This window comes from Streptomyces sp. Qhu_M48, assembly GCF_051305195.1.
GTDB lineage: Bacteria > Actinomycetota > Actinomycetes > Streptomycetales > Streptomycetaceae > Streptomyces.
The window spans coordinates 7,081,648-7,104,654 of sequence record NZ_CP195432.1 but is presented as its reverse complement, the minus strand read 5'-3'; the positions used below and the strand labels follow the sequence as shown (position 1 = coordinate 7,104,654).

At 72.8% G+C, this 23,007-nt stretch carries 17 protein-coding genes; 10 read left to right on the top strand and 7 right to left on the bottom strand.

The features are described from left to right. The first annotated feature begins 46 nt into the window (after positions 1–46). Positions 47–1,858 (top strand): GMC oxidoreductase, encoded by a 1,812-nt coding sequence (locus tag ACRRSS_RS31765; protein WP_435974484.1) that lies wholly within the window; start codon positions 47–49, stop codon positions 1,856–1,858. Between the two features lie 662 nt (positions 1,859–2,520). On the opposite strand, the gene ACRRSS_RS31760 is transcribed toward ACRRSS_RS31765, so the two are convergent. Further along, complete coding sequence (locus tag ACRRSS_RS31760; RefSeq protein WP_351907890.1) at positions 2,521–2,814, bottom strand: chorismate mutase; 294 nt, start codon at positions 2,812–2,814, stop codon at positions 2,521–2,523. A 323-nt stretch (positions 2,815–3,137) separates the two neighbouring features. Between ACRRSS_RS31760 and guaA the strand changes: the two genes are divergently transcribed. From guaA to ACRRSS_RS31740, 4 genes are all read left to right on the top strand, one after another. Next, positions 3,138–4,739, top strand: coding sequence for a glutamine-hydrolyzing GMP synthase (gene guaA / locus ACRRSS_RS31755; RefSeq protein ID WP_435974483.1), 1,602 nt, complete (start codon positions 3,138–3,140; stop codon positions 4,737–4,739). Between the two features lie 213 nt (positions 4,740–4,952). Continuing rightward, positions 4,953–5,741, top strand: a complete 789-nt coding sequence (locus tag ACRRSS_RS31750) for a class II aldolase/adducin family protein (protein ID WP_435974482.1) — start codon at positions 4,953–4,955, stop codon at positions 5,739–5,741. A 173-nt stretch (positions 5,742–5,914) separates the two neighbouring features. Beyond that, entirely contained in the window at positions 5,915–7,147 is a 1,233-nt protein-coding gene (locus tag ACRRSS_RS31745; RefSeq protein ID WP_435974481.1) for a hypothetical protein, read from the top strand. Positions 7,148–7,451: 304 nt separating this feature from the next. Continuing rightward, a complete protein-coding gene (locus tag ACRRSS_RS31740) occupies positions 7,452–7,985 on the top strand; it encodes a DoxX family protein (RefSeq protein ID WP_435975473.1) in 534 nt (177 codons plus the stop codon). Positions 7,986–8,141: 156 nt separating this feature from the next. Here ACRRSS_RS31740 and ACRRSS_RS31735 read toward each other — a convergent pair whose 3' ends face one another. After that, positions 8,142–9,488, bottom strand: a complete 1,347-nt coding sequence (locus ACRRSS_RS31735) for a PspC domain-containing protein (RefSeq protein WP_435974480.1) — start codon at positions 9,486–9,488, stop codon at positions 8,142–8,144. 156 nt (positions 9,489–9,644) lie between these two features. Between ACRRSS_RS31735 and ACRRSS_RS31730 the strand changes: the two genes are divergently transcribed. Together ACRRSS_RS31730 and ACRRSS_RS31725 are read left to right on the top strand one after the other, a co-directional pair. Continuing rightward, a complete protein-coding gene (locus tag ACRRSS_RS31730; protein ID WP_435974479.1) occupies positions 9,645–10,907 on the top strand; it encodes a PspC domain-containing protein in 1,263 nt (420 codons plus the stop codon). Further along, entirely contained in the window at positions 10,904–11,614 is a 711-nt protein-coding gene (locus ACRRSS_RS31725) for a LuxR C-terminal-related transcriptional regulator (protein WP_435974478.1), read from the top strand. The genes ACRRSS_RS31730 and ACRRSS_RS31725 overlap by 4 nt, the downstream gene beginning before the upstream one ends. A 56-nt stretch (positions 11,615–11,670) precedes the next feature. On the opposite strand, the gene ACRRSS_RS31720 is transcribed toward ACRRSS_RS31725, so the two are convergent. After that, positions 11,671–12,786, bottom strand: a complete 1,116-nt coding sequence (locus ACRRSS_RS31720; RefSeq protein ID WP_435974477.1) for an NlpC/P60 family protein — start codon at positions 12,784–12,786, stop codon at positions 11,671–11,673. Positions 12,787–13,193: 407 nt separating this feature from the next. Between ACRRSS_RS31720 and ACRRSS_RS31715 the strand changes: the two genes are divergently transcribed. Further along, the gene (locus ACRRSS_RS31715; RefSeq protein ID WP_435974476.1) at positions 13,194–13,547 is read left to right on the top strand and encodes a hypothetical protein; all 354 of its coding nucleotides are present in this window, start codon (positions 13,194–13,196) and stop codon (positions 13,545–13,547) included. Between the two features lie 190 nt (positions 13,548–13,737). Beyond that, positions 13,738–16,191, top strand: coding sequence for a DNA helicase PcrA (gene pcrA, locus ACRRSS_RS31710; protein ID WP_435974475.1), 2,454 nt, complete (start codon positions 13,738–13,740; stop codon positions 16,189–16,191). 77 nt (positions 16,192–16,268) lie between these two features. Here the strand turns inward: pcrA and ACRRSS_RS31705 are convergent, their stop codons facing one another. Then, positions 16,269–17,900 carry a M23 family metallopeptidase gene (locus ACRRSS_RS31705; RefSeq protein WP_435974474.1) on the bottom strand — a complete coding sequence of 544 codons (1,632 nt, stop codon included), beginning with the start codon at positions 17,898–17,900 and terminating at the stop codon, positions 16,269–16,271. A 222-nt stretch (positions 17,901–18,122) separates the two neighbouring features. Then, positions 18,123–18,914: an esterase/lipase family protein gene (locus ACRRSS_RS31700; RefSeq protein ID WP_435974473.1), complete on the bottom strand. Its 792-nt coding sequence runs from the start codon at positions 18,912–18,914 to the stop codon at positions 18,123–18,125. Positions 18,915–19,216: 302 nt separating this feature from the next. On the opposite strand from ACRRSS_RS31700, the gene ACRRSS_RS31695 reads away from it, so the two are divergent. Continuing rightward, entirely contained in the window at positions 19,217–19,624 is a 408-nt protein-coding gene (locus ACRRSS_RS31695) for a cobalamin B12-binding domain-containing protein (RefSeq protein WP_435974472.1), read from the top strand. A gap of 138 nt (positions 19,625–19,762) precedes the next feature. Here the strand turns inward: ACRRSS_RS31695 and ACRRSS_RS31690 are convergent, their stop codons facing one another. Together ACRRSS_RS31690 and ACRRSS_RS31685 are read right to left on the bottom strand one after the other, a co-directional pair. After that, positions 19,763–21,589, bottom strand: a complete 1,827-nt coding sequence (locus tag ACRRSS_RS31690) for a DUF5691 domain-containing protein (RefSeq protein WP_435974471.1) — start codon at positions 21,587–21,589, stop codon at positions 19,763–19,765. A 50-nt stretch (positions 21,590–21,639) separates the two neighbouring features. Continuing rightward, positions 21,640–22,986 carry an SWIM zinc finger family protein gene (locus ACRRSS_RS31685; protein ID WP_435974470.1) on the bottom strand — a complete coding sequence of 449 codons (1,347 nt, stop codon included), beginning with the start codon at positions 22,984–22,986 and terminating at the stop codon, positions 21,640–21,642. Positions 22,987–23,007: the final 21 nt, after the last annotated feature.

Sequence of the window (23,007 nt, the reverse complement as noted above, 5' to 3'; positions counted from 1 at the left end):
GCCGGATCCCCCGACCGTTTCCGCCCCTTTCCGTACGAGGAGAGCCATGACCGCGGTACCCCCTACCCAAAATCAGGAGCAGGTGGAGGACGGCGTGTACGACTACGACGTCCTTGTCGTCGGCTCCGGCTTCGGCGGTTCGGTCACCGCCCTGCGGCTCACCGAGAAGGGCTACCGGGTCGGCGTCCTGGAGGCCGGACGCCGCTTCACCCGCGCGACCCTGCCGAAGAACTCCTGGGACCTGAAGAACTTCCTGTGGGCCCCCGCCCTAGGCCTCTACGGCATCCAGCGCATCCACCTGCTCGGCAACGTCATGGTGCTCGCGGGCGCCGGCGTGGGCGGCGGCTCCCTCAACTACGCCAACACCCTCTACGTACCGCTCAAGGCGTTCTTCGACGACCCGCAGTGGAAGGACATCACGGACTGGGAGGACGAGCTGAGGCCGTACTACGACCAGGCCCGACGGATGCTCGGTGTCCGGCTCAACCCCACGACGACCCCCTCGGACGTACACCTCAAGGCGGCCGCCCAGGCGATGGGCATCGGCGACACCTTCCACATGGCACCCGTCGGAGTCTTCTTCGGGGACGGCGACGACGGCGACGGTACGGCGAAGGCGAAGCCCGGCGGGGAGGTCGCCGACCCGTACTTCGGCGGCGCGGGCCCGTCCCGGCGCGCCTGCACCGAGTGCGGCGAGTGCATGACCGGCTGCCGTCACGGCGCCAAGAACACCCTCAACGAGAACTACCTCCACCTCGCCGAGAAGGCGGGCGCCACCGTCCACCCCATGACCACGGTCGTCACCGTCACCGAGGACTCGCGGGGCGGCTTCGCGGTGAAGACCCTCCCCACCGATCAGCGGAGGAAGGGGAAGGGGCGCACGTTCACCGCCCGCCGGGTGGTGATCGCGGCCGGCACGTACGGCACCCAGACCCTGCTGCACCGGATGAGGGACACCGGACTGCTGCCCGGGATCTCCCAGCGGCTCGGCGAGCTGACCCGCACCAATTCCGAGGGCCTTGTCGGCGCGCAGACCACCGACCGCCGCTACCGCAGGAAGCACGGCAAGGAGAAGGCCGACTTCACCAGGGGCGTCGCCATCACCTCCTCCGTCCACCCCGACGCCCACACCCACATCGAGCCGGTGCGGTACGGCAAGGGCTCCAACTCGATGGGCAGCCTGACCGTCCTCCAGGTGCCCTACGGAGCCCACCGGGTACGCAACTGGTTCCTCAACCTCCTCAAGCACCCCACACAGGCAGCCCGCTCGCTCTCCAACTGGCACTGGTCGGAGCGGACCATCATCGGCCTGGTCATGCAGTCCCTCGACAACTCCCTGACGACCTACCGCAAGCCCGGCGGTCTCGGAAAGGGCCTGCTCACGGCCCGCCAGGGGCACGGAGCCCCGAACCCGGTCCAGATCCCGGCGGCCACCCGGGCCGCCACCCTCCTCGCCGAGGAGATCAACGGCTTCGCCGGCTCCAACGTCGGCGAGCTGATGGGCACCCCGCTCACCGCCCACTTCCTCGGCGGCTGCCCGATCGGCGCCGACGCCGAGTCCGGCGTCATCGACCCGTACCACCGGCTCTTCGGCCACCCGGGGATCTCCGTCGTCGACGGGGCGGCGGTCTCCGCCAACCTCGGGGTGAACCCGTCCCTGACGATCACCGCTCAGGCGGAGCGGGCCATGTCCTTCTGGCCGAACAAGGGCGAGGAGGACACGCGACCGCGACAGGGCGAGGCGTACGTACGGCTCACGGCGGTCGAGCCGAAGTCCCCCGCGGTCCCGGCCGAGGCCTTCGGCGCCCTGCGGCTGCCGTTCCTGGGCATGCCCGCGGTCCCGCCGAAGAAGGCATGACGCCGGTCGGGCCCGGCACGGCCTGACGCCGTTCCGGGCTCAGAACACAGGAAAGGGCGCTGCACCCCCCTCCGAGTGCAGCGCCCCCACCAGCTTTGGTGTTGCTGCATAGATGACCCGCCATCGGCGGAGAAGGTTGTAGCGGTTGCACGAGATCTTCATGTGACGCGTGTCACATATGAGGCGGGCGCGGGCAAGGGCCCCGTGGCGCGATTCCGGTCGCGGCACGGGGCCCTTGAGGTCGGCACCGGTGTCAGGGCAGCGGCGGTGCCGAGCGGGGGCGGCGCCGGGGGGTTGCGCCGCGAGGAGGGGTGGGAGCGGTGCCGGGGGACTGCGCCGCGGGAGGAGATGGGAGCGGGAGGGTGGGGGACGTCTTCGGAGAAGTGCACTGTCTGAGCCGGTTGCGGCCGGCCCCGGGCGTCCCCGGGACCGACCGCTCCTTCTGGGCGACCGGGCTGCTGTCCCCTGCTGCCCGGTCACAAGCGCTGGTGCGAGGTCCCACGACGTACCGGAGGTACGCCACACGCCCCAGCGAAGCCACGCGTGGTTTCTTAACGGCCCGCCCCTGGCTGGCACGGACACCTGGACCAACGAAGACAGGTCGGAGCCGGTCACGCGCCGTACGGGTGAGAGCGAGCCCGAACTCAGATCCGGGCACCCACTCAGATGCGCCCCCGGCACAACTCCAGCATCGTCATCGCGAGCGCCGTACCCGGCTTGCCCAGCGCGTCCCGGTAGTGGCCGAGGACCTCCATTTCGCGGTTGAGGTTCACCCGGCGGCCGCCGGAGGAGATCCGCGCCTCCTGGATGACGGCCGAGACGGCCATCCGTTCCTGGATGAGACCGATGATCCGATCGTCGAGCGCGTCGATCCGCTCACGGGAGTCACCGATCAGCGCCGCCGCCTCGTCGGTGCGGGCGCCGGTCTTCTCGGGGGTGGCGGTGTTCGTCGTCATGGTGGGGCTCCTGAGGTGTCGGATGCCCTGGAGCGAACCGGCCCGGGAACGACAGAACGCCCCGGGCCTGTCGGCCCGGGGCGCCTGGGAAGTCGCTTGTCAGTTGCTCAAGCAGCACGACCATGGCAGCCGGTGGGCCGGTTGCCATAGGTAAAGACGAAGGTCGTGAGCTCGCGCATGGCGACAGTATGGACCCCGCCGCCGGGCAGGGGCCAACCCGGGTTCGGATGGTGAGACGAAAAACGTCACCGGCGCGCCGGTAGAATCGACAAATAGCACCCCCCTTCGGGGGACCCTCCTCCTACCGCCGGAAGGCCGCCGTAGTGTCATCAGCGACCCCCGCTGCCGCGCCCGACGTCACCAACCCGGACGTAGTCCTCGTTGTCGACTTCGGCGCCCAGTACGCCCAGCTCATCGCCCGCCGCGTCCGTGAGGCCCGGGTCTACAGCGAGATCGTCCCGTCCACCATGCCGGTGGCCGAGATGCTGGCCAAGAACCCGAAGGCGATCATCCTCTCCGGCGGCCCGTCCTCCGTGTACGCGGAAGGCGCCCCCCGCCTCGACCGCGCGATCTTCGAGGCGGGCGTCCCCGTCTTCGGCATGTGCTACGGCTTCCAGCTGATGGCGACGACCCTCGGTGGCACCGTCGACAACACCGGTGCCCGCGAGTACGGCCGCACCGAGCTGCACGTCTCCAGGGCCGGCTCCACCCTCTTCGAGGGCACCCCGGTCGAGCAGTCCGTGTGGATGTCGCACGGCGACGCCTGCTCCGCCGCCCCCGAGGGCTTCTCCGTCACCGCGTCCACGGACGTCGTGCCGGTCGCCGCCTTCGAGAACGACGAGAAGAAGCTCTACGGCGTCCAGTACCACCCCGAGGTGCTGCACTCCACGCACGGCCAGCAGATCCTGGAGCACTTCCTCTACCGCGGCGCCGGCATCGAGCCCAGCTGGACCACGGGCAACGTGATCGAGGAGCAGGTCGCGGCCATCCGCGCCCAGGTCGGCACCAAGCGCGCCGTCTGCGGTCTCTCCGGCGGTGTCGACTCCGCCGTGGCGGCCGCCCTCGTGCAGAAGGCCATCGGCTCGCAGCTCACCTGCGTGTACGTCGACCACGGCCTCATGCGCAAGGGCGAGACCGAGCAGGTCGAGAAGGACTTCGTCGCCTCCACCGGCGTCAACCTGAAGGTCGTCGACGCGCAGGACCGCTTCCTCACCGCTCTCGCCGGCGTCTCCGACCCGGAGACCAAGCGCAAGATCATCGGCCGTGAGTTCATCCGCGTCTTCGAGCAGGCGCAGGCCGACATCGTCGCCGAGGGCGCCGCCGACGGCGAGGAAGTGGCCTTCCTCGTCCAGGGCACGCTCTACCCGGACATCGTCGAGTCCGGCGGCGGCACCGGCACCGCCAACATCAAGTCCCACCACAACGTGGGCGGCCTCCCCGAGGACCTGGAGTTCGAGCTCGTCGAGCCGCTGCGCCAGCTCTTCAAGGACGAGGTCCGCATGGTCGGCCAGGAACTCGGCCTGCCCGAGGAGATCGTCCAGCGCCAGCCCTTCCCCGGCCCCGGCCTCGGCATCCGCATCGTCGGCGAGGTCACCAAGGAGCGCCTGGACCTGCTGCGCGAGGCCGACGCCATCGCCCGCGAGGAGCTCACCGCGGCCGGCCTCGACCGCGAGATCTGGCAGTGCCCGGTCGTCCTGCTCGCCGACGTCCGCTCCGTGGGCGTCCAGGGCGACGGCCGCACCTACGGTCACCCGATCGTGCTGCGCCCCGTCTCCTCCGAGGACGCCATGACGGCCGACTGGTCGCGTCTGCCGTACGACGTGCTCGCCAAGATCTCGACCCGCATCACCAACGAGGTCGCGGACGTCAACCGGGTCGTCCTCGACGTCACCAGCAAGCCGCCGGGCACCATCGAGTGGGAGTAGCCGCTCCCGCAGCCCTCTGAAGCCGCCGCCCCGGGCCACCGGGACGGCGGCTTCGTCGCGCCGGGGCCGGGGCCGGGGCGCGGCCGGGACGGGGCCGGGGCGGGCACGATCGGGCTCGTGGGGTCGGGGTTCGGCGCGTCCGGTCCCGGCGCGTTCGGGCTCGTCGTGTCCGGGCTCTGGTGACTTGCCCGGCCGGGCGTTACCTTCCGGCGCATGAGCGTGATACCCGACCCCGTACCCGTCGAGCGGCTCCACTTCGCCATGCCGCCCGTCCACGCGACGGCCGACGAGGAACGCGTCCACCGCAAACAGCGACTCGCGGGAGCGCTCCGGGTCTTCGGACGGTTCGGGTACGAGGAGGGCGTCTCGGGCCACATCACCGCACGCGACCCCGAGTACCCCGACTGTTTCTGGGTGAACCCCTTCGGAGCGCCCTTCGAGGAGGTGACCGCGAGCGACCTCATCCTGGTCGACGGCGACGGCCAGGTCCTCCGGGGCGGCCAGCACGTCAACCAGGCGGCGTTCACCGTCCACGCCCAGGTCCATCGGGCCCGGCCCGACGCCGTCGCCGTCGCCCACACCCACTCCCTCCACGGCCGGGCGCTCGCCGCGCTCGGCGAACTCCTCGACCCGATCACCCAGGAGGCCTGCGCCTTCTACCAGGACCACGCCCTCTACGACGCCTACACCGGCGTCACCGTGGACACCGAGGAGGGGCGCCGGATCGCCGTCGCCCTCGGCACGTTCAAGGCGATCGTGCTCCGCAACCACGGACTGCTCACCGTCGGCACCTCCGTCGACGCGGCCGCCTGGTGGTTCATCGCCCTGGAGCGCTGCGCCCAGGTCCAGCTGACCGCGCGGGCGGCCGGGAAACCGGTCCTGATCGACCACCGCGAGGCCGTCGCCACCCGCGAACAGCTCGGCAGCGACCTCGTCGCCTGGATCAACTACCAGCCGCTCTGGCGCAGGATCAGCCGAGCGGAGCCCGAACTCCTGTCGTAACACCATCGCTTCACCCTTCTGTACGTCAATGAGATGGCGCGCCAATCACTCTCCGGCGGGGCGCACGCGGCAGGCGCGGAAGCCGCCGGTGCGACACAATTCCGTGGAATAAAAGGCTGGTTGACCCTTCGGGACGCACCGGTGTCGTGAAGCGAGCTCGGGAAGTGAGCACCGTGGCGGTTCAAGAGGCGAGACAGTACGGCGAGCACGCGACGGCCTGTGCCGGTTGCGCCCACTGCGGGCAGGCCGGCCACCGGCGCGCGGTCGCCGCCTTCCTCGCCCGGCGAGACGAACTCGCCGCCGGACACGGCGTCCCCGCAGCCGTCGCCCACTCCCCGGTCGCCGCCCGGCAGTGGGTCTCCGACGAACTCGCCCAGTCCGCCCGCGCCGTGGCCGTCCACGGCCGGGAGGCCGGGGTGGCCTGGCTCGACCGGGTCCGGCGAGGCGGCCTCGTGGCCGTCTGGGGCGCCACGCTCGCCCTCCTCCTCGGCCAGGCACTCACCGCGATCGGCGGCGCCTGGACCGGCGCCCGTACGGCCGGCCTCTGCACCGCCCTGGTCCTCGCCGCCCTCCTCAGCGCGGCCGCCCACACCCACCGCTCCCGGGGCGGTCTCCTCGCCCCGCTGATCGGCGAGGACCACCGGCTCTCCACCACCCGTGCCGTCGCCGCCGGCTGGCTCCTGTTCCTCGGCTACACCCTCCTCTTCCTGGCATTCCTGTCGCCGGGCGCGACGGCCTTCGGCCTGGCCCGCGGCGCGAGGCTGCTGACCGTCCTCGCCCTGGTGTCCACCGTCACCGTCACCGCCCGTCTCGTCGTCACCGCGGGGATCGCGGCCGGCCGCCTCCAGAAGGTCCGCGCCGACCGTCCCCGCGCCGCCGACCTGCTCTGCGACGACAGCGGCCGAGCGAGCCTCGCCGACGTCCAGTACCTCCTCGTCTCCGGCTGCGTCCTCGCCCTGGCGGCCGCCGGCCTCGCCCGCACCCCCGCCGGGCTTCCCGAGGTGCCCTGGTCCCTGGTGCTCCTCCTCGCCGTCTCGGCGGCCTGGCACCTCGCTGCCAAGTGCGCCGAGGGGGTCCGCCCCACGATCCACTCCGTGGTCCGCTCCCGGGAGGCCGGCGACCTCGACGCCCCGATCCGCACGGGCGACGACATCGAGATCCGCGGCTGCGGTCTCGTCCCGCCCGGTGCCGGCGCCCCCGACCCGCTGACCCGTCTGGTCGTCCGCATCGGAGCCGTCCACGCCCACGTCCCCCTGGTCCCCGTCCCCGGCGGCTTCGCCAACCCCACGGACGCCGCCCTGACCGTTCCCCTCCCGGCGGACGTGGAACCCGGACGGGTGGAGGTCTCGGTCGTCACGGCGGCCGGCGTCGAGACCAATCGGGTCACGATCGACGTCGTGGACTGATCGTCCGGCCCCCTTCCCGTATCCCCCGGGCGCAGGTGCGAGGAGAATCGTTCCGCGAACAGTCGTACGGGGCGAGGAGAGGTGGCCGGCGATGACGGGACACGCGAGCCGGGCGGACGGCACGGCCGACGGGGCCGATGACCCGGACCGCGTGACCGGCGGCGGCGCGGACGCCGAGGACGGTACCGGCGGCGTGGCCGGCACGCCTCGCGACGGTACGGGCGGCGTGGCCGGTGCTGGCGGCACGGGCGCCGTGGCCGGTACGCATGGCGACGGTACGGGCACCGCGGCGGGTACGGGCGGCGTGGCCGGTGCGGGCCGTGCGGGTGGATCCGGAGAGGCGGGCCGCCGTGCCGGGGGGCGGGCCACCCTCGACCGGTGGAAGGCGACCGGCTCCCGCTACGCGCTCCTTCCGCTCCGGATCTTCCTCGGCGTCACGTTCGTCTACGCCGGGCTCGACAAGCTCACCGACTCGGCCTTCTTCTCCGACACCGGCAGCGGCTCCATCGGCGAGACGATGCGCGGTGTCCGGGACACCTCGGCCGTCCCCGCCCTGGTCGACCTCGCCCTCAACAACCCGACCGGCTTCGGGTACGCCATCGCCTTCGGTGAGCTCGCCGTCGGGATCGGGACCCTGCTCGGTCTCTTCGCCCGCCTGGCGGCCCTCGGAGGCGCGCTGCTGTCTCTGAGTCTCTGGCTGACGGTGAGCTGGCAGGTGGACCCGTACTACCTCGGCAACGACCTCGCCTACTTGATGGCCTGGCTCCCGCTGGTACTGGCCGGGGCGGCCGTGCTGTCGCTGGACAGGCTCCTCGCCGACCGGCGCCGTATTCGATAGGCGACCCAGCTCGCGAGGCCGGCCAGCCCCAGACCGCCGCAGAGCAGCGGGATCACCGCGTACCACGGGGTCGTCCAGGCGCCTGCGGCGTCGCCCGCGTAGACCGCGGCCAGCGCCAGGGCCGTGAGGCCCGCGAGCAGCCGGCCGGGACGGAACTCATGAAGCAGCACGGGTGACCTCCACCTGTCCGATACCGACCTCGAGAGAGAGGTCCAGGGTGCCCGCCGGGGTGGTCCCGGTCGGCGGGTCGAGCGTCCGGGTCACGTCGCGATCCGGTGAGACGTCGATGTCGTTGGGCGGCTCGCCGGGCAGCTGCATATCGCCGAGTCCCACCTGGGCGCGGAGCTTCACGACCGCGTCTCTGGGGACGATCACCTTGAGCTGTCCCGCGCCCACCTCCGCCGTCGTCGAGACGGTCGTACCGGCCGGGACCGGGAGCTTCGACAGGTCGAGGGTGCCGACCCCGGTGCCCACCTCGTAGTGCGGCTGCACGGCGGCGACGGACGCCGGCTTCCACGTCTCCCGCATCCACTCCGTGCTGATCTGATGGGGCAGCGCCGTCGCCAGCGCGAGCAGGCCCGCCGTGATCACGGTGTGGAAGACCGTGCCGAACCCGGTCCGGCCGAGGAAGCTGCTGACGACCAGGCCGAGGCCGAACACCGCGAGGGCGGCGACCAGTCCTGTCTGCAGGCTCGTGCCCAGCGGCTCGGTCTCCCAGGTGAGAGCGGTACCGAGCACGGCCGCGACCGTGGCGAGCAGATGGACGAGACCGGCGATGGACCGCGGGCTTCGCCGGACCGAGGGCTTGGGGCGTCCGGGGGGCGTGGGGTCGGGACCCCACTGGTCGCCGGGCTTCGGCACCTTGCCGCCCACCCGTCCCTTCTCGTCCAGGACGCCGTGCGGCCCCCACAGGTAGCCCACGGCCACCTTGCCCGTCGAGCCGTCCTTGACTATCGGGTCCTTCCACCAGGAGGTGAACTCGACCAGCGGCGGGGCCTTGGTCTCCGGCGGGGCCTCGGCGCCCGTCTTGCCGATGGGCGCCGATTCCGGCCGGCCCTCGGGCTCCGCGACACCGGTCCGCCGACGCCGCGACCAGGCGGCCGCCGTGGAGACCACGAGCGCCACCAGGAGGGCGGAGCCCAGCATCGTGCCGCTGTGCAGCATCGACAGGAAGATTCCGCAGCCCACCAGGGCCATCAATATGGCGGCCAGCGTGGCACCGGAGACCCGGCCGGTCAGCAGCCTGCGCCCCTCGTTCTCCTCCTCGCCCACGAGCGGGATCAGCAGCCAGGCGAAGCCGTAGAGGATCAGACCGAGGCCCCCCGGCACCGCCAGCACACCGACCGCGACGCGGAAGATCACCGGGTCGATGTCGAAGTACCGGCCGAGACCGCCGCAGACCCCGCCCACGACCTTGCTGCCGCGCGAACGCCGCAGGGGCGGGGCGGGAACGGCCTCCGCCGTCGGCGGGGCCTCGTGCTGCGAAGGCATCGAACTCGTCATGTGTCCATGGTGACGGCCCGTGACGCCGAGCGGCACCGGGGCCGACCCTGGCCCGACCCTGATATTCGGCGCCCCGTCCTCCCCGAGGCGGTACCAGGGAAGATCTCAGGGCCGACCCTGATGTCCCGGGCGGGCCGAACGTGTGACGATCGGTGCATGTCCGCAACCGCTCGCGTCACCGACACCGACGAACTGCCCGTGCGCCGGCTCTACCGCAGCGCCGACGGGCGGTGGCTCGGTGGTGTCGCCCGCGGTCTCGCGGGACACCTCGGCCTCCCGGTCGTCTGGGTGCGAGTGATCTTCGTGGTCCTCTTCTTCATGGACGGCCTCGGTCTCCTGCTCTACGCGGCCTTCTGGATCGTCGTCCCTCTCGGCGTCGGCGGGAAGAACGTCCCGCGCCCCGTGTTCGAGACCACCCCGGACGGTCGGCGCAGACTGCGCACGCCCGACCGGGGACAGATACTCGCCCTGATAACCCTCGCGGTGGGCGTCGCACTCCTGGTGCAGAGCATCAGCCTGGACAGCCAGTCCTGGCGGTACATCTGGCCCTTGCTCCTCATCTCCGTCGGCGCCGCCGTGGTCTGGCGCCAGGCGGACAACGCGCGCCGGGCCACCTGGACCGACGCGGGCCGGCACAGCCGCGCCTTCCGCATCACCCGCGGTCTCGTCGGCGTCGCCCTGGTCGGTACCGGCCTCGCCGTCTTCGTGGTGGTCCGCGGCTCGGTCGCCCAGCTGGGCACGGCCCTCACCGCGGCCCTGGCGGTCCTCACCGGCATAGCCCTGCTCGCCGGCCCCTGGCTGGTCCGGATGTCGCAGGACCTCACGGAGGAGCGGACCATGCGCATCCGCGCCCAGGAGCGTGCCGAGGTCGCGGCCCACGTCCACGACTCCGTGCTGCACACCCTGACCCTGATCCAGCGCAACGCCGAGGACGCCGGCGAGGTCCGCCGCCTCGCCCGCGCCCAGGAGAGGGAGCTGCGGAACTGGCTCTACAAGCCCGAGGGCACTGGCAAGGACGAGGAGCCCGAGACCCTCGCCGAGGCGGTGAAGAAGGCCGCGGCCGAGGTCGAGGACAACCACGGGGTCCCGCTGGAGGTGGTCGTCGTCGGCGACTGCCCGCTCGACGACGGACTGGTCGCGCAGATGCAGGCCGCGCGCGAGGCGATGGTCAACGCCGCCAAGTACGGTGGCGAGGGTGGGGCCGTGCAGGTGTACGCCGAGGTGGAGGGACGCACGGTCTTCGTCTCGGTGCGCGACCGGGGGCCGGGATTCGACCTGGACGCGGTGCCCGAGGACAGGATGGGCGTACGAGAATCGATCATCGGTCGGATGCAGCGCAACGGCGGCACGGCCCGGCTGCGGTCCGTGCCGGGCGGGGGCACCGAAGTGGAGCTTGAGATGGAGAGGGCGGACGGATGAGCGACGAGACCGGGGCAGTGACCGAAGCGGGGGCGGCGGGTACGGAGCGCCGGGTGCGGGTGGTGCTCGTCGACGACCACCGGATGTTCCGTACGGGAGTCCAGGCCGAGATCGGCCGGACCGAGGTCACCGGCGTCGAGGTGGTCGGTGAGGCCGCCGACGTCGACCAGGCGGTCACCGTCATCACGGCGACCCGCCCCGAGGTCGTCCTCCTCGACGTGCATCTCCCGGGCGGCGGCGGGGTGGAGGTGCTGCGTCGCTGCACCAGCCTGATGGGCGCGACGGAGGATCCGGTCCGCTTCCTCGCCCTGTCGGTCTCGGACGCGGCCGAGGACGTGATCGGAGTGATCCGTGGCGGTGCCCGTGGCTATGTCACGAAGACGATCACCGGCACGGATCTGGTCGACTCGATCTTCCGGGTCCAGGAGGGCGACGCCGTGTTCTCCCCGAGGCTCGCCGGGTTCGTCCTGGACGCCTTCGCCTCGACGGACGCGCCTCCGGTGGACGAGGACATGGACCGGCTGACCCAGCGGGAGCGCGAGGTGCTGCGCCTGATCGCCCGTGGGTACGCGTACAAGGAGATCGCCAAGCAGCTCTACATCTCGGTGAAGACGGTCGAGTCGCACGTCTCGGCGGTGCTGCGGAAGCTCCAGCTCTCCAACCGCCACGAGCTGACCCGCTGGGCCACCGCCCGCCGCCTGGTCTGAGGCCCGCCGACCGCCCGTACGCGCGGGCGGTGGCCGGACCGAGCGGAGGGGAGCCCTCAGCCGACGCGGGTCGCTCCCGCGAAGGGCATCTCGTCGATCGGGGCGACCCGTACCGGGGCGCCCGGTCGGGGGGCGTGGATCATCTGGCCGCCGCCGATGTAGAGCCCGACGTGGCTGATGCCGGAGTAGAAGAAGATCAGGTCACCTGGGGCGAGCTGGGCTCGGGAGACGCGCCGGCCGGCGTTGATCTGGGTGTACGTGGTGCGGGGCAGGGTGACGCCGGCGGCGCGCCAGGCCGCCTGTGTGAGGCCCGAGCAGTCGTACCCGGAGGGGCCCGTCGCCCCCCACACATAGGGCTTGCCGAGCTGGGCGCGGGCGAAGGAGATGGCCTGGGCGGCCCGCGTGCCGGGGGCGGTCACCGGTCCGCGCTCGCCACCCGAGGAACGGTCGGCCCGCTCCGTCGTGGAGCCGCCGGACGTGGCCGCGGGAGTCGTATCGCTGTTGCCGACAGAGGTGGCGGTGCCACCGCGGCTCGCGGCGGCCGCCTCGTACCGGGCCCGTTCCTCCGCGGTCAGCCGGGCGAGCTGGGTCCGGGCCGCCCGGAGCTTGTCGAGCACGGCCGCCTTCTGCCGCCGTAGCTCCGTCTCGTGCTCGCGCAGCGTGTCCAGGTGCCCCGTGGACTCGCCCCGCAGCTGCCGGATCGCGGCGAGCTCACGTCGTACGGCGCTCACCACGGCCGCCTGCCGGTCCCCGGCCTTCTCGGCGAGCGCGGCCCGCTCCAGGTAGTCGTCGGGGTGGGAGGTGAGGGCGAGCTGTACGGCGGGGTCGAGGCCGCCGGAGCGGTACTGGGCGGCGGCCATGGCCCCGAGCCGCTCCCGCGCGGTGTTGAGGCGCTGGGTCCTGCGGGCGGCCTCGTCACGAAGTCGCTCGAAGCCGGCGCGGGCCTCGTCCGCCTTCTCCTTGGCCCCGTTGTACCGCTCGGTCGCGACCCCGGCCTCCTCGTAGAGCCGGTCGACCTTCGCCTTGACCTGGGCGGTGGTGGGCCGGGGCTCCGCGTGGCCCGATCCGTCGAAGAGGGTGGCGGTGGCGGCGGAGGCGAGGGCGAGGGTGGCGGCGGTGCGGACCGCCTGGCCACCGAGGGGCGACTGCTTGGGTTTTCGGTGTGCTGCCACGAGGGCGGGTCACATCCTCTGCCTGGGGGACGGGCCCGCCGGGCCGGCGGCGGCCCGCACAGGGGAGCGGGCCGCCGCCGGGTTTTCTCGGCGGGGGTGACCGACAGCCGCCGGATCGCCGGCGGTGGTGGGGAGCCGGCCACCTGGTGGAGGACGCTAAACCTGGGGTCACGCCCGGGCGGCGAGTTGACCGCTATTGGCGACAGTTGACGATCGGGGACCGGTCTCTTTCGCCCGAGGTGCGGGCCGGAGGGCATTCCTGCGGCCGACCGACCGAAGTGCCGGAGCCGGTGGCCCCGGCCGGGGGACGGTGCTACGGCCCTGATGGTCCCGGCCGGGGGACGGTGCTACGGCCCCGGTGGACCCGGCCGGGGGACGCTGCCGGGGCCCCGGTTAGGCTCCGCCCCATGGACGTACTCATCAATGTCTTCGTCGCCCTGCACATCATCGGTATCGCTTCCCTGCTCGGAGGCTTCCTCACCCAGATGAAGGCGATGGGGGCCGGTACGGCACGCTTCACCCCCGCGATGCTGCACGGCGCGCTGACCATGCTGGTGACGGGCGTCGCGCTCGTCGGACTCAACCAGGCCGACGACCAGACCGTGAACAACCTCAAGGTCGGCATCAAGCTCGCGATCCTCGTCGTCGTCCTCGGCCTCGTCTACGTCAAGCGGGACGAGGAGAGGGTCGGCAAGGGTCTCTTCGCCGCCGTCGGCGCCCTGACCACGGCGAACATCTTCATCGCCACCCTCTGGACCTGAGCCGCGCCACCCTCTGGACCTGGGCCGCCACCCCCTGGACCTGAGCCGCGCCACCCTCCGGAGCTGAGCCGCGGCCCCGTCGGGGCCGCCGCACGACCTCGTGGAGGTGACCGGTTCCGCAGGCGGGTGACGAAGGCGGCTGCCGAAGGCGGGCCCGGATGTCGGTGGGGCGTCCTAGACTCGTGAGGCGATGAGCAGCCTCTTTGACGACAGCTTCCTGGCCGGTCTCCAGATGAACCACTCCTCGGAGGAGCCCCCGCCCCACCCCGAGGACGACCACCATGGCTCCCCGGCCGTGGAGGAGGTCCCTCACGACCTCTTCGGGGAGCACTTCGACGTGCCCCCGCCCGCCCGGGACTCCCACTACCGTGACGGCCACCCCCGCCCCGTCGTGGACCCCGCCGCGCTCCTGGAGGGGCTGAACGAGGAGCAGCGCGCCGCCGTCGTCCACACCGACACCCCGCTGCTCATCGTCGCCGGCGCCGGTTCCGGCAAGACCCGGGTGCTGACCCACCGCATCGCCCACCTGCTGGGCACGCGGCACGTCCACCCCGGCCAGATACTGGCGATCACCTTCACCAACAAGGCCGCCGGCGAGATGAAGGAGCGCGTCGAGCAGCTCGTCGGCCCGCGGGCCAACGCGATGTGGGTGATGACCTTCCACAGCGCCTGTGTCCGCATCCTGCGCCGTGAGTCGAAGCGCCTCGGCTTCACCTCCTCCTTCTCGATCTACGACGCCGCCGACTCCAAGCGGCTGATGTCCCTGGTCTGCCGCGACCTGGACCTCGACCCGAAGAAGTTCCCGCCGAAGTCCTTCAGCGCCAAGATCTCGAACCTCAAGAACGAGCTGATCGACGAGGAGACCTTCGCCGACCAGGCCGTCGACGGCTTCGAGAAGACGCTCGCCGAGGCGTACCGGATGTACCAGGCGCGGCTGCGCGAGGCCAACGCCCTGGACTTCGACGACATCATCATGACGACGGTCCACCTGCTCCAGGCGTTCCCCGACGTCGCCGAGCACTACCGCCGCCGCTTCCGCCACGTGCTCGTCGACGAGTACCAGGACACCAACCACGCCCAGTACACCCTCGTACGGGAGCTCGTCGGCACGGGCTACGAGGATCTCGGCCCGGCCGAACTCTGCGTCGTCGGTGACGCCGACCAGTCGATCTACGCCTTCCGCGGCGCGACCATCCGCAACATCCTCCAGTTCGAGGAGGACTACCCGGACGCGACGACGATCCTCCTGGAGCAGAACTACCGCTCCACGCAGACGATCCTCTCCGCGGCCAACGCCGTCATCGAGCGCAACGAGTCCCGTCGCCCCAAGAACCTCTGGACCAACGCGGGCGCGGGATCGCAGATCACCGGCTACGTCGCCGACACCGAGCACGACGAGGCCCAGTTCGTCGCCGACGAGATCGACCGGCTCACGGACGCGGGCGAGGCCAAGGCCGGGGACGTCGCCGTCTTCTACCGGACCAACGCCCAGTCCCGTGTCTTCGAAGAGATCTTCATCCGGGTCGGACTGCCTTACAAGGTCGTCGGCGGGGTGCGCTTCTACGAGCGCAAGGAGGTCCGTGACGTCCTCGCCTACCTGCGCGTCCTCGCCAACCCCGAGGACAACGTTCCGCTGCGCCGTATTCTCAACGTCCCCAAGCGGGGCATCGGCGAGCGCGCCGAGGCGATGATCGACGCCCTCTCCCTGCGCGAGAGGATCACCTTCCCGCAGGCGCTCAAGCGGGTCGACGAGGCGTACGGCATGGCCGCGCGCTCGGCGAACGCGGTCAAGCGGTTCAACGCGCTCATGGACGAGCTGCGCACCGTCGTCGAGTCCGGCGCCGGCCCCGCCGTCGTCCTGGAGGCGGTCCTGGAGCGCACGGGCTATCTGGCCGAGCTCCAGGCCTCGACCGATCCGCAGGACGAGACCCGGATCGAGAACCTCCAGGAACTCGCCGCCGTGGCGCTGGAGTTCGAGCAGGAGCGCGGCGAGGAGCCCGCCACCCTCGCCGAGTTCCTGGAGAAGGTCGCGCTCGTCGCGGACTCCGACCAGATCCCGGACGAGGACGAGGAGGGCCGGGGCGTCATCACGCTGATGACGCTGCACACCGCCAAGGGCCTCGAGTTCCCGGTGGTGTTCCTCACCGGCATGGAGGACGGCGTCTTCCCGCACATGCGCGCCCTCGGCCAGGCCAAGGAGCTGGAGGAGGAGCGGCGCCTCGCGTATGTCGGCATCACGCGCGCGCGTGAGCGGCTCTACCTCACCCGCTCGTCGATGCGCAGCGCGTGGGGCCAGCCCTCGTACAACCCGGCGTCGCGTTTCCTGGAGGAGATCCCGCCCGCGTACCTGGAGTGGAAGCGGACCGGTCCGATGGCGAAGCCCGCCGGGCCGACCTCGGGGATCACCTCCTCGCTCTCCTCCTCGCGTTCGCGCTCGGGTCCCTCGGGCTTCGCGACCCGGCGCGCCGGGGAGAAGCCGGTGATCTCCCTGCAGATCGGTGACCGGGTCACGCACGACCAGTTCGGGCTCGGCACGGTCATGACGGTGACCGGTGCGGGCGCGGACGCCCAGGCCACGATCGACTTCGGCGACGAGAAGCCGAAGCGGCTGCTCCTGCGGTACGCGCCGGTCGAGAAGTTGTAGGACAGGCGACGACGAGAGCGGGCCCCGGCTTCGGCCGGGGCCCGCTCTCGTACGCGCGAAAGGGGTGGGGCGGGAGGTCAGCTGGTCGGGTCGAGGCCGTGGCTGCGCAGCCAGGCCAGCGGGTCGATCGCGTAGCCGCCGCCCGGCCGGACCTCGAAGTGGAGGTGCGGGCCGGTGGAGTTGCCGGAGTCGCCGGAGTACGCGATGACCTCGCCGGCCTTCACATGGCCGGAGCGGACCTTGGCGCTGCTGAGGTGGCAGTACCAGGTCTCGGTGCCGTCGGGGGCGGTCACGATCACCATGTTGCCGTAGGCGCTGTTGAGCTGGGTGCGGACGGTGCCGTCGGTCGCGGCCATCACGGGCGTGCCGGTCATCACGGGGAAGTCGATGCCGGTGTGTACGGACATCCAGTTGACGCCCGACTGCCCGAAGCGCGCGCTGAGCTGGTGGAGCTTGACCGGCAGGCTGAACTTGGGGCGCGCGGCCTCCTTGCGGGCCGCCTCCTCCTCGCGCTTCTTCTTCTCGGCCGCCTGGCGGGCCTTGAGGTCGATGCGTTCCTGGGTGCGGCTGGCGCGGTCGCCGAAGTCGCGGGCGTCGGCGCTGAGCGCGGCGAGCTGGGTGTCGAGCGCGTTATTGGCGGCGACCTGCTTGACGGAGGCCGAGTCGGCCGCGGCGAGCGAGGTGGTGTCGTCCTTCTGCCCGCCGTCGGCGGTCCCGGTGAGTCCGCCGACGGAGGCGGCGGCGATGCCGGCGACCCCCATGACGCAGGCGGAGGGGACGGCGACGGTCAGCAGCGCGGAGCGCTTGGTGGGGGTGCGGCGACGGCCGCGGCTGCCGCCGGAGGAGCGGCGCACGGGGCGCCCGGCGACGGAGGGGTCCGTGCGGACCTCGACGGCGGGCTGATCGTCAGCGTCGGCGTCGCCGTCACGGTCGTCGATGTCGCCGAACGACGGGTCGCGGTCGTCGCCGAGGTCGTGGGCGGCCTGGACGTCGTCGAGGTCCGCGGCGGCCTCGGCGGAGTCCGCCTCGGTCTCGGGGACGTACTCGAACGCGAACTCCGCGGTGTGCTCGGCCTGCGGGGTGTACTCCTGCTCGGCCTGCGGCGTGTACTGGTGGGGGACGACCGGCCCGTCCTCGGCGGCCGCCTGGTTCCACGCGGTCGCGTCGTAGGCTCCGGTGTCGGTCGCGAAGGCGGGGGCGGCCCACTGGCCGGTGGCGTCGTAGGCCTCGTAGCCGTACGCGCCCTGGGCGGCGTAGGCCCCGGAGTGGAGGGTCTCGTACTGGCCGGTGTGCTGGGCCTCGGTCCAGGCTGAGGCGTCCCACTGGCCGGTGGTGTCGTACGAGGGGGCGGCGTCGTACGCGGCGGCCGTCTCGTACCGCGCGGTGGCGTCGTACGAGGGGGGCGTGTCCTGCTGCGCGGTCGCCGTGGCGTACGCGCCGGTGGTGTTCCACTGCCCGGTCGTGTCCCACTGGCCGGTCGTGTCGTACTGGCCCGTGGCGGCGTACTGCCCTGTGGTGTCGTACTGCGTGGTGTCGTACTGCCCCCTGGTTCCGTACGCGCCGGTGGCGTCGTACCCGCCGAGATTCCACTGGCCGCTCTGGTCCGCCTGACCGTCGGCGTAGGCGCCGAAGAGCGGGTCGATGGCGAAACTGCCGGTGGTGTGGGCGCCGTCTCCGGCGTACCCGGCGTGGGGGTGCTGGTCGTTCACCAACGTCTCTCTCGCCTCGGCAACAGGACCAGTCCGGGGCGGGCCCGTCGAGGGTGTCCCGGGGGTAAGCAGTGGCGCGACTGTACCCGGCGGTATGCGCAGCCGACAATCTTCGAAGGGGTCGGGGCCCACAGGAAACGGGCAATCGGCTGTGTTTCGCCAGCTCACGGAGAGAGCTTTGGCCTTGTGTTCGATGAGCGTTCGAAGGGCGGTCCCGGAGTGTCACGCGACGGACGTGGCGCCCGGCTCCTCCTCCCGCCGGCCCGAGGCCTCCGGCCCGCCCGCGTCCAGGGCCTCCCGGACCCCGGTGGCCACCGTCGGGTGCACGGGCAGCGCGAGATGGCCGATCCCGCTGACGCGGACGTTGTGCACGAGCAGGTCGGGGTGGTCGAGGCGCGCGGTCTCCGCCGGCACCATCACCTGGTCGAGATCGCTCCAGAAGCTCACGAACCGGGTCCGGCAGCCGGGCGACGGTCCCGCCAGCTCCCGCAGCACCGCCGAGCCGGGGCGCATCTGCCGCACCAGCGGATGGGCGTCGGCGAGCGGGGCCACAGTGGTGCCGGAGTGCGGGGTGCCGAGCATGACCAGGGTCCGTACCCGGCTGTCACCGCCGAGCCGCTGTACGTAATAGCGGGCGATGAGCCCGCCCAGACTGTGCCCGACGATGTCGACCTCGGCGTGTCCGGTGCGGGCGCGGATCTCGTCCACCCGGCGGCCGAGCAGCTCGGCGGCGGTCCGCAGGTCGCAGGTGAGCGGTGAGTAGTTGAGTGACTCGACGGAGTGACGTCCGTTCCGGGTGAGGGAGCGGCGCAGCAGGACGAAGACCGAACGGTTGTCCACGAAGCCGTGCAGCAGGAGGACCGGGCGCCGGCCCGGGGTGAGCGCCGCCGGGGGAGTGGCGGGCGAGAGGCGCTCGGCCACGATTCCGGACGGGTACAGGACGAGGTGTCCGGTGAGGATCGCGAGCTCCAGGGCGGTGGCCTTCATCAGGGCAGTGACCTTGGTGAGCTCCATGGCCTGACCTCCCGAACGGCACGCGGGGCCGAACGGTACGCCGGTACGCCGTGTCTCCGCGCCGCGGAACGGCGGCGCGGAGACACGGCGACCTCGTCTCGGCTCCCTGTGCGCCGGGCCCCGCTTGCGGCTGGTGGGCCCAGGAGGAGGGCCCGAAAGCGGGGAACGGCGCAGAGCGAACATGTCCCACGTGTGATTTCCCCCATGGTCGCCACCGCGAAACGGGCGCTTGCGGGATGCTGGCGATAACGTTCGTTCACCTCCCCGGCCGCCAGGCGCGGGGGTCGCATGTGGAGGCAGTGATGGGTGTGACCGGTCCGATCCGCGTGGTGGTTGCCAAGCCGGGTCTCGACGGCCACGATCGCGGGGCCAAGGTGATCGCGCGGGCACTCCGCGACGCCGGTATGGAGGTCATCTACACCGGTCTCCACCAGACGCCCGAGCAGATCGTCGACACGGCGATCCAGGAGGACGCCGACGCCATCGGCCTCTCGATCCTCTCGGGCGCGCACAACACACTGTTCGTGAAGGTCCTGGAGCTGCTCAAGGACCGCGACGCGGAGGACATCAAGGTCTTCGGCGGCGGCATCATCCCGGAGGCGGACATCGCGCCGCTGAAGGAGAAGGGCGTGGCGGAGATCTTCACGCCGGGCGCGACGACGACGTCCATCGTCGACTGGGTGAACGCGAACGTCCGCGCGGCGGCGTAACCCCTCCCGACGGTTCCGCGCCTCACGCTTCCGCGTTCCTTCTCGGGCCCTCCCCTACGGGAGGGCCCTTCTGCCGTGAGGGCGCTGTCTGCCTCGGCGGTGACAGGGGTGCCCCTGGTGTGAGAGGGACGGTGTGGGTCAGGGTGTCGGCGGCGGCGCCGACGGCGATGGCAGTGGCAGGGGCGCCGGGTCCGTGAGTTCGGCCCGTAGTGCCGCCCGCAGGCGGAGTGTGGAGACCAGGCGCTGGAACGCCTCGGACCAGTAGCCGCCCGCGCCGGGGGAGGAGTCCTCCGCCTCGTCCGGTCGGGCCGTCAGCGATTCCAGCTGCGCCGCCGCCTCGGGGGCGAGACAGCGCTCCGCGAGCCCCATCACCCCGCTGAAGCTCCAGGGGTAACTGCCCGCCTCCCGCGCGATGTCGAGGGCGTCGATCACCGCCCCGCCGAGCGGCTCCGCCCACGGCACCTCGCAGACGCCGAGCAGCTGGAAGGCCTCCGACAGACCGTGGGCGGCGATGAACGAGGCGACCCAGCGGGCCCGTTCCTCCGGGGAGAGCGTCGACAGGAGCTGGGCCCGCTCGGCCAGCGAGGACGTGCCGGGGCCCGTCGCCGGCGGTGTCGCGGGGGAGCCGAGCAGCGCGCGCGACCAGTCCGCGTCCCGCTGCCGCACGGCCGCGCGGCACCACGCCGCGTGCAGTTCGGCCTGCCAGTCGTCGGCGACCGGCAGCGCCACTATCTCCTCCGGGCCGCGCCCCCCGAACCTGCGCGGCCAGCAGGAGAGCGGTGCGGCCTCGACGAGCTGGCCCAGCCACCAGGACCGCTCGCCCCGCCCCGCGGGCGGCGTCGCCGAGAGGCCGTCCCGCTGCATCGCCGTGTCGCACTCGTGCGGGGCCTCCACGGCGATCGTCGGCGACTCCGCCGTCCGGTCGAGGCCGACGCAGGTGACGGCCCGGCCTGCCATCCGTCCCGCGAGCGCCGAGGCGGGCAGGGCGGAGAGCAGCTCGGCGGCGGTGGCGCGGACGTTGCGGCTGCGGTCGCCGAGGGCCGCCTCCAGGAACTCCTCGTCCGCGCCGGAGAGTCCGCCGCGCAGCGAGTCCAGGAACATCAGCCGGTCCTCCGCCCGCTCGACGGACCAGGTCGACGCGAGGAGGGCGAGTCCGGCCGCCGGGTCCTCCGCGCGTACGGCGGCGAGCAGGGCGACCCGCTCGGCGAACAGGCCCTCGTCCCACAGGGCCCGCACACCCTCCCGGTCCCCGGGGGCCGGGAGGGAGGCGCCCGCGCCCGCACCCCGGAGGGCGAACCTCCACTCGGGGTTGAGCCGGGCCAGCCACAGGCCGCGCGGGCCGGCCAGCCGAAGCGCCAGGGGCCGCAGATCGGTGCGGGCCCGGGCGGCGTCGAGGAGGGCGGGCAGGGTGGCGGGCGGAGCCTTGTACCCGTGCTGGTTGGCCAGGGCCAGCCACTGCGGGAGCAGTTCGGCGAGGTCGGGAGCGGCGCCGCGCCGCCCGGCGGGCGAGGGCGCTGCGCGGCCGGCGAGGAGTTGGTCGAGCCGCCGCCGCGCCGCCTCGGGCAGCGGTGTGCGCGGGTCCTCGGGCGCGGGCTCCGGCGGCGGCGCGGCGGGGCCGGGCCGCAGCCCCGCCCTGCGTCGTACGGTGTGCAGCGCGGCGGCGTCGAGCAGGGCGCCCGGCACGTCCGCGCCGGGCGTCCCGGCGAGAGCGGCGGGCGTCCGCCGGTCCGTACCGAGCAGCGCCGAGGTGACGAGCTCCTCCCAGAGGCGTGTCTCCCGGCTGTCGTTGTCCCGGGCGGCGTCCTCCCGGGTGTGGCCATCCCGGGTGTCGTGCTCCCGGAGGTCGTCCGCGCCGTCCTCGGCGGCCGTCCCGGAGACGGCCTTCAGCGTGGTGCCGGCCTTCAGCGTGGTGCCGGCCTTCAGCGTGGTGCCGGTCGCCGGCGCGGTGCCGGTCGGCGTCGTCATGTCCGTCTCCATCGAGGTCCTCCGGGCGGGCGGTGGGCGGTCGGCGGGTGTCATACGAGTGGGACGGTCTCTCCCGGTGTCTCCGGGGACCAGGCGGCGAGCGGGGTGAAGCCCCGGTGCCCGCACTCCCCGAAGACCGTCACCGGCGTCCCGCCGGACAGGGCGACGAGGCGCCAGAGTCCGGGCCGCGACTGGGCGGCGGGCGTCAGCGGCAGGGCCTCCCGGCCGTCCGCGTCGGCGAGCTGCCAGCCGTACTCCGCGCGCGTGGGGACGACGCCGCTCAGCGTCACGGGCCAGGAGTCCAGCCACGGATCCTCGCCGAGCGCCCGGCCGTACGCGTCGAGGGCCGCGCCCACCGGTCCGCCCGGTGGCGGGGCGGCGGGACCGGCGACCGGGACGAACCGCTCGCCCGGCTCGGCCCGCAGCCGGCCGGAGCCCGCGTGCGGGGTCAGCTCGCCGTCGAGCACCGCGCCGACGGGGAGCGCCAGTTGGGGAGCGCGCCCCGCCGCGCCGTAGGACAGCACGAGCGCCGTGCGCCCGCTCGTCGTGCCGTGCAGCCAGATGCGCCGGGTGGTCAGCCGGGCGTCGGCCGCGTCGTACTGGGCGAGGACGAGCCAGTGGTCGCGCACCGGGACGCCGTCGACCGGGACGGTGAGGCCGACCCGGCTCCGTACGGTCGTGGCGAAGGGCAGGGGCAGCCGGTCGGCGGTGAGCCAGGCACGGTCGAGGAGGTGGGTGAGCGCGCACTCCTCCAGGAGCCGCACCGGCCAGCCGGGCCCCGAGCCCGGTATCGCCCCCAACTCCCGCACCCGGCCCGCGAGTCCCGGCGCCTGGGCGTCGACCATGCGGGCCGCCGTCTCCTCCCACAGCCCGTATCCCGACCGCTCGGCCGACGCCAGGCCGCCGCGCAGCAGGTCGGCGAGCCGCTGCTCCAGCTCCTCCGCGCCCGAGGTGATCCGGGCGGCTCTCCGCTCGGCCCTGCGGCGCGCCGCCTCGGGGTCCGCCGGGCTCCCGGCGGAGGCGCTCTCGGCCGTCGGGGCCGTACTCCCGGCGCGAGCGCGTCGCGCGGTGAGCCACGATCCGGCCCAGTCGGGCACGGCGGACTCCTCGATCGCCGCTCCGTCGGAAGCCTGGAGCAGCAGCAGGCCGAGCGCGTGCTTGCAGGGGAACTTCCGGCTGGGGCAGTCGCACGAGTACGCCGGACCGGTGGTGTCGACGACCGTCCGGTACGGCCGGGTGCCGCTGCCCTTGCACAGCCCCCAGACGGCTCCGTCGCCGCGGCCCGTGCCCGACCACGGCCCGGCGGCGCCGAGCCTGCTCCCCGCTCTGCGTGAGGCCTCGTCAGGAGCCAGTGCCAGCACCTGCTCAGCCGTCCCGAGGACCCCCATGGCATTCATGTCACCGACGGTAGACGCCGC

Coding starts and splice junctions, on each gene's coding strand:
- ACRRSS_RS31690 (WP_435974471.1), bottom strand. CDS start 21,589: ATGACGACGCCGACCGGCACCGCGCCGGCGACCGGCACCACGCTGAAG.
- ACRRSS_RS31700 (WP_435974473.1), bottom strand. CDS start 18,914: ATGGAGCTCACCAAGGTCACTGCCCTGATGAAGGCCACCGCCCTGGAG.
- ACRRSS_RS31765 (WP_435974484.1), top strand. CDS start 47: ATGACCGCGGTACCCCCTACCCAAAATCAGGAGCAGGTGGAGGACGGC.
- ACRRSS_RS31715 (WP_435974476.1), top strand. CDS start 13,194: ATGGACGTACTCATCAATGTCTTCGTCGCCCTGCACATCATCGGTATC.
- ACRRSS_RS31685 (WP_435974470.1), bottom strand. CDS start 22,986: ATGAATGCCATGGGGGTCCTCGGGACGGCTGAGCAGGTGCTGGCACTG.
- ACRRSS_RS31760 (WP_351907890.1), bottom strand. CDS start 2,814: ATGACGACGAACACCGCCACCCCCGAGAAGACCGGCGCCCGCACCGAC.
- ACRRSS_RS31735 (WP_435974480.1), bottom strand. CDS start 9,488: ATGACGAGTTCGATGCCTTCGCAGCACGAGGCCCCGCCGACGGCGGAG.
- ACRRSS_RS31725 (WP_435974478.1), top strand. CDS start 10,904: ATGAGCGACGAGACCGGGGCAGTGACCGAAGCGGGGGCGGCGGGTACG.
- ACRRSS_RS31695 (WP_435974472.1), top strand. CDS start 19,217: ATGGGTGTGACCGGTCCGATCCGCGTGGTGGTTGCCAAGCCGGGTCTC.
- ACRRSS_RS31730 (WP_435974479.1), top strand. CDS start 9,645: ATGTCCGCAACCGCTCGCGTCACCGACACCGACGAACTGCCCGTGCGC.
- pcrA (WP_435974475.1), top strand. CDS start 13,738: ATGAGCAGCCTCTTTGACGACAGCTTCCTGGCCGGTCTCCAGATGAAC.
- ACRRSS_RS31750 (WP_435974482.1), top strand. CDS start 4,953: ATGAGCGTGATACCCGACCCCGTACCCGTCGAGCGGCTCCACTTCGCC.